The sequence below is a fragment of the Chromatiales bacterium 21-64-14 genome, from assembly GCA_002255365.1.
Taxonomy (GTDB): Bacteria; Pseudomonadota; Gammaproteobacteria; order 21-64-14; family 21-64-14; genus 21-64-14.
Genome location: NCBI01000086.1, coordinates 1 through 5,755 on the forward strand (window position 1 = coordinate 1; position 5,755 = coordinate 5,755).

Here is a 5,755-nt window from a genome sequence, read left to right on the forward strand (position 1 = left end):
GTGTCACCGAAACGGCGGGATACGCTTCCGGAGGTGCGGCATTCACGAGCAGCGGTGCACAGGCAAGGCTGATCCCGAGTGAACACACAGCGAGTGCTCGTAAGATTACATGCATAAATCACCTCCTGTCTGATAGAAAATCTACTCCATTATCAGAGCAGCGGCAGAAGGTGAACGGAATTTAACGCCGGGTTCATAATCACGCTGCGCTACGTTTACGCTTGCGTCACTGACGGTGTAACCCGGGTGGCGGGTGAGCAGTGCCTTGGCCGCCGCGCGGGCTCCAGCACCAGCGCGGAGTGCACCTGCAACTCAACGCACAGCCCGTGGCGACTCTCCATCAAGGTATGTGTGCCTCAAAACACAGCGTCGCCGCCTTGCGCAGCAGCTTGGCCTCCGGGTTGGTGGTGCTGGCAAGGGTGTCGTTGCGCCGGGTTCGGGGCGTGGGCCCTCGGCGAGCCGGAGCACCTCCACGGCCCGCCGGTATTCTCCGCCAGAATCGCCCGCATGACGCCCTCAGAGCATCATCGCTCCGGGTGCGACGAAGTAAAAGAACAGCCCCACGATGATCAGCCAGCCGAGGATCACCAGCGCCCAGCCGAAATTGTAGCGGATCACCGTACCCTCTTTGCGCACGTAACTGGTGGTGGACACACCCACACTCGCGGTCTGCGGCGCGATCGGCTTGCCCACTTCGGCGCCCACCGAGTTCAGGCTTGGCAGCAGCAGGATCGGAAAATTAAGCAGTTTCCCAGCCATGAGCTGGATGGTGCCGAACATGGCATTGGTGGAGGTATTGCTGCCCGACAGCGCCACGCCGATCAGTCCCACCACCGGAGCCAGCAGGATGTACCACGGCCCGATACGCGACAGGCTGTAGGCAAGTGACCCCGCCATGCCCGAGTAGTTGTACACGAAGGCCAGACCGAAAATGAAAAAGCCCACCAGCAGCGCGCCCCACATCTGGCGGAAGGTACGTTTGAACACCTCGGCATATTGCGCGGGCTGGAGGCCCACCACGAAGGTAATCAGTATCCAGGAGATCAGAATCCAGGTGCCTCCGCTGAACGGCGTGAACAGAAATGCCGAACTCATAGTCTTACCGGTCACCGCCGAGACCGCATCCACGTGCGCCGCGAACAGCTTGAGCGCGGGCAGGTGCGACCAGGGACCGGTGCCAGCCACCACGACCATGATCAGGATGATGAACGGCAGCCAGATATTGAGCAGCTCACCACCCGTGACCTTGTGATCGCCGTGTTCAGCCATCTGCGCCTCACTGAGCGGGACGCCGCCGTATCCAAGTATGCTGGCCGGCCGCCACACGCGCGTGAACAGCAGGATAACGATGAAGGCCACGATGGCGCCGGCCACGTCGGGAAGATAGGGGCCGACGAATACCGCCACTGGCAGCTGCCCGGCAATGTAGCCGAGGGAAGCGACGATCGCCAGCGGCCAGCCATCACGCAGTCCGCGCTTGCCGGCCACGAGATAGATGAGTATCCACGGCGGCAGAAACGCCAGCAACGCCACTACTTTGCCGACCGAGCCGCTAAGAGCCAGCAGCGGCAGACCGGTGACCGCCGCAAGCGCAATGATCGGCGTGCCAAGAGCGCCGTAGGAAACCGGCGCGTTGTTGGCGATGGCGGCCACACGCAGCGAATCGAGCTCCGGAATGCCGAGTGCGATCAGGATCGGCGCCACAAACGCCCACGGATAACCGAAGCCGACCAGTCCCTCCAACAGGGCGCCGAACGCCCAGGCAAATAACAGTGTTTGGATCCGCACGTCGGCGGTGCCCACGCTCACCAGCCAGACGCGGAAACGCTCGAACATGCCGGTGATGACCAGCGTGTTGAAGATCATCACGCCCCAGAAGGTAATCCACGCGGAACGGCGCAGTACCGGCAGGAGCAGCAGGAGAACCGCGAGCGGGATGACGGCGACGACGAAGGTAAGCCAAAGCGGACCGGCGGGACTCAGGACTTGCGTGAACATGTTACCCCCTCCCATGTGACAAATCTGGCGGCTTGTACTACTCCCCGGGCATCCTGCCGTCAAGACTCCCCCCGACCGGCCTGACTCGCAGACCCCAATCCCTTGCCGGAAAACGCCGATGGATTAGGCGAGGCGAGTGTAGGCCGGCAGCCGGCTCGACGGCAAAGTGCGCACGGAATGCCGCGAGTTCTTCCTCGAGCGTGTGCTCGATGAGTGCCGCGTCCACGCGGCGGCCGTCATCGAGCCGCGCGCCGTGGGTGCGCCATTGCCAGAGCTGGGCGCGGGAAATCTCGGCGGTGGCCGCATCCTCCATCAGATTATCAATCGGCACACAGCCGTTGCCACCAAGCCAGGTCGAGAGGTAATGCAGCGCCACGCGCACGTTGGTGCGCAACCCACGCTCGGTAATCTGCCCCTGCGGCACTTCCAGCAGGTCGCGTGCACTCAACGCAAGCCCCTCACCGAGCTTGGTAAGCTGGTTCGGCCCCGGCATGAGCCGGTCGAAAACCTCGCGCGCCAACGGCACCAGCCCCGGGTGGGCGACCCAGGTGCCGTCATGACCGTCGCCGGCCTCGCGCTCCTTGTCGGCGCGCACCTTGGCGAGCGCTTCCTCGTTGGCCTTTGAATCGTTTTTGATAGGAATCTGCGCCGCCATCCCGCCCATGGCGAACGCTCCGCGCCGGTGGCAGGTGGCAATGAGCAACTGCGAATAACTCCTCAGAAAATGCGTGGTCATGGTCACCTGGGAACGATCAGGCAGCACCGCCCTGGGATCGCGGCGGAATTTCTTGATGAAACTGAAAATGTAATCCCAGCGCCCGCAATTGAGCCCGAGAATATGCTCGCGCAGGGCATAGAGGATCTCGTCCATCTCGAATGCCGCGGGCAGGGTCTCAATGAGCACCGTGGCGCGAAACGTGCCGCGCGCAAGCCCGAGCTTGTCCTCGGCATGCACAAACACATCGCGCCACCATTCGGCCTCGTGGATGTGAAACACATACAATCCGAAATCGAGCAATGCCCCGGCCACCGGCCGCTCGCCAGCGAGTGTGTGTTTCTCGAGAAGGTGCAAGCCGCGCGGGCGCACCATGAGCACTGCGGTCTCAGGATTAAGGTGGTAATCCTTGCCCTCGGGACTGCGGAAAGCGATCGTACGCCGCACCGTGTCGTACAGGTTTGCCTGGCCAGCGGCGACGTTTCTCCAGGTGGGGGCGAGGGAATCCTCGAAATCCGACATGAATACCCGCGCCCCAGAGTTGAGGGCATTAATGATCATTTTGCGGTCCACGGGGCCGGTGATCTCGACCCGCCGGTCGGTTACTTCCCCGGGGACGGGCGCGACTTTCCAGTCGCCCGCACGCAGGGCGCGTGTTGCCGCGAGAAATTCCGGTTTTTCGCCGCCATCAAACCGTTGCTGACGCTCCGCACGCGCGCTCAGCAGCGCTGCGCGCCGCGGCTCAAAGCGGGCATCAAGTTCGGCGATAAAGGCCAAGGCTTGAGGCGTGAATATGCTGCGCTCGGCCGCCTCAAGCTTGCCCGTCAGACGGATGGGGATTGGACCGTCTGCGGGACGGGTGGATGGTATGGCCATGGGTGGGACCTCCTCGCGTACACGCGCGGCGGAATGCCGGGCACGGCGACCGCGCTCATCTGCACAGTGGTATAAGTATAAGCCCATGGCGCCGGCGGTTTTGAGGAAACGAAAACGTGCATCCCGTCTCACTTCCCGTGCTCACGCTGCTTTTCATCCTGGGGGCGCTGGCCGCGGTGCTCAACGTGTTTGCCGGCGGTGGTTCGATGCTCACTCTGCCGGCCCTCATATTCGTCGGTCTTGATCCGACGGTCGCTAACGGCACCAACCGCGTGTCCATCGCTCTGCAGAACCTCGCCGCCACCGGCGGCTTCAGCCGCTGGCACGGCGCGGAACTCGGTGAAAGCCTCAAGCTCGCGCTGCTGACCCTGCCGGGCGCGATCCTGGGCGCCTGGTTCGGCGCACGCATCAGCGACACACTTTTCAGGTACGTGCTCATCGGGGTGCTGGTGCTGAGCACGGTGACGCTGTTTCTGCCCGCGCGCCGCCTCGGGGCCGGTGCACCCTCCGCACAACGGCGCTGGCTGATCTATCCCGCGATGCTCGCGACCGGCCTGTACGGTGGCTTTATCCAGGTGGGCGTCGGCTTCCTGTTCATGGCGGCGCTGCGCGGTATCCTGAAACTCGATCTGGTGCGCGTCAATGTATACAAGGTGTTCATCGTATTCCTGTACACGCTGCCGGCGCTTGCGATATTTGTCGCCCTGGGCAAGGTGGCCTGGGGTGATGGCCTTGCACTTGGCGCGGGCGGCATGGCGGGGGCGTTGCTTGCCACTCGCTTACATCTGCGCGGCGGTGAGCGCTGGGTGAAGGTGGTGCTGGCAATCGCCATCCTGCTGATGTCGGCGAAACTTCTCTGGCCCGGTCTTGCGGGTGGCTGAGGCAGGTCCATGAGCGCCGCCCCCGCCACCCTGTTTACCGATCTGCGCGCCGCGCTGCCCGGGGACGCACTGCTCACCCGCGAGGAAGAATTGCGTCCCTACGAATGTGACGGCCTTACCGCCTACCGCGCGCTGCCGTTGGCGGTGGCATTGCCGCGCACGGTCGAGGAGGTCGTCAGCGTGCTGCGTCTGTGTCGCGCACGCGGCGTGCCGGTGGTGGCGCGCGGGGCGGGCACAGGGCTTTCCGGCGGCGCGCTGCCGCACGCCGAGGGCGTGGTACTGTCGCTGGCGCGTTTCAACCGCATCCTGGAAATCGATTCGCTGGCGCGCAGCGCGCGCGTCGAGCCCGGCGTGCGCAACCTCGCGATCAGCGAGGCGGCGCGTCCCTACGGGCTGTATTACGCACCCGATCCCTCCTCGCAGATCGCCTGCACCATCGGCGGCAATGTGGCCGAGAATTCGGGCGGCGTGCACTGCCTCAAGTACGGACTCACGGTGCACAACGTGCTCGCCCTTGAGGCGCTCACCATCGAAGGCGAGCGGCTCACGCTCGGCGGGCGCGCAGCGGATGCCCCGGGCTACGATCTGCTGGCACTGCTCACGGGCTCCGAGGGCTTGTTGGCGGTGGTGGTGGAGGCAACCGTGCGTCTGCTGCCGCTGCCGCAACGCGCGCGCGTGCTGCTCGCGGCCTTCGACTCGGTGGTGACGGCGGGCAACGCCGTGGGCGCGATCATCGCCGCCGGCGTGATCCCCGCCGGACTCGAGATGATGGACCGGCTCGCGGTGGAGGCGGCGGAGGATTTCGTGCACGCGGGTTACCCGCGCGACGCCGCGGCCATCCTGCTGTGCGAGGTGGACGGCGATGAACAGGAGGTCGCGGCCGCGCTGGCGCGCGTCCAGGAAATTCTCAAGCACGCTGGCGCACGCGAGTTGCGCGTGGCCCGCGATGAGGCCGAACGGCAGCTTTTCTGGAAGGGACGCAAGGCCGCGTTCCCGGCGGTCGGACGCCTCTCACCCGATTACTACTGCATTGACGGCACCATTCCGCGTTCTAAACTCGCCGAGGTACTGACCCGCATCGCGGAACTTTCCCGCGAGCACAACTTGCGGGTCGCCAACGTGTTTCATGCGGGCGATGGCAATCTGCACCCGCTCATTCTCTACGACGCCAACACGCCGGGCGAACTGGCGCAGCCCGATGGCGTGATCGATTGGATGCGCGACGGCATCGACCCGATGCCCGGCCGCACGATGCCATCGGTGGCGGTGGTCGAGCGCGACTACC

At 64.6% G+C, this 5,755-nt stretch carries 4 protein-coding genes; 2 read left to right on the forward strand and 2 right to left on the reverse strand.

Features of this window, described 5'->3' with window-relative positions:
- Window positions 1-516: 516 nt before the first annotated feature.
- Window positions 517-1,998 (reverse strand): lactate permease, encoded by a 1,482-nt coding sequence (locus tag B7Z66_15980; GenBank protein ID OYV74563.1) that lies wholly within the window; start codon window positions 1,996-1,998, stop codon window positions 517-519.
- Window positions 1,999-2,035: 37 nt separating this feature from the next.
- Window positions 2,036-3,589 carry a malate synthase A gene (locus B7Z66_15985; GenBank protein ID OYV74564.1) on the reverse strand — a complete coding sequence of 518 codons (1,554 nt, stop codon included), beginning with the start codon at window positions 3,587-3,589 and terminating at the stop codon, window positions 2,036-2,038.
- Window positions 3,590-3,705: 116 nt separating this feature from the next.
- Here B7Z66_15985 and B7Z66_15990 point away from each other — a divergent pair, with 116 nt between their 5' ends.
- Together B7Z66_15990 and B7Z66_15995 are read left to right on the forward strand one after the other, a co-directional pair.
- Complete coding sequence (locus B7Z66_15990; GenBank protein ID OYV74565.1) at window positions 3,706-4,470, forward strand: hypothetical protein; 765 nt, start codon at window positions 3,706-3,708, stop codon at window positions 4,468-4,470.
- A gap of 9 nt (window positions 4,471-4,479) precedes the next feature.
- Window positions 4,480-5,755, forward strand: a 1,276-nt coding sequence (locus tag B7Z66_15995) for an FAD-binding oxidoreductase (GenBank protein OYV74566.1), incomplete at its 3' end; no start/stop codon positions are given.

Excerpts from the sequence above, each read along its gene's own strand:
- B7Z66_15985 (OYV74564.1), bottom strand. The coding sequence starts at position 3,589 with ATGGCCATACCATCCACCCGTCCCGCAGACGGTCCAATCCCCATCCGT.
- B7Z66_15980 (OYV74563.1), bottom strand. The coding sequence starts at position 1,998 with ATGTTCACGCAAGTCCTGAGTCCCGCCGGTCCGCTTTGGCTTACCTTC.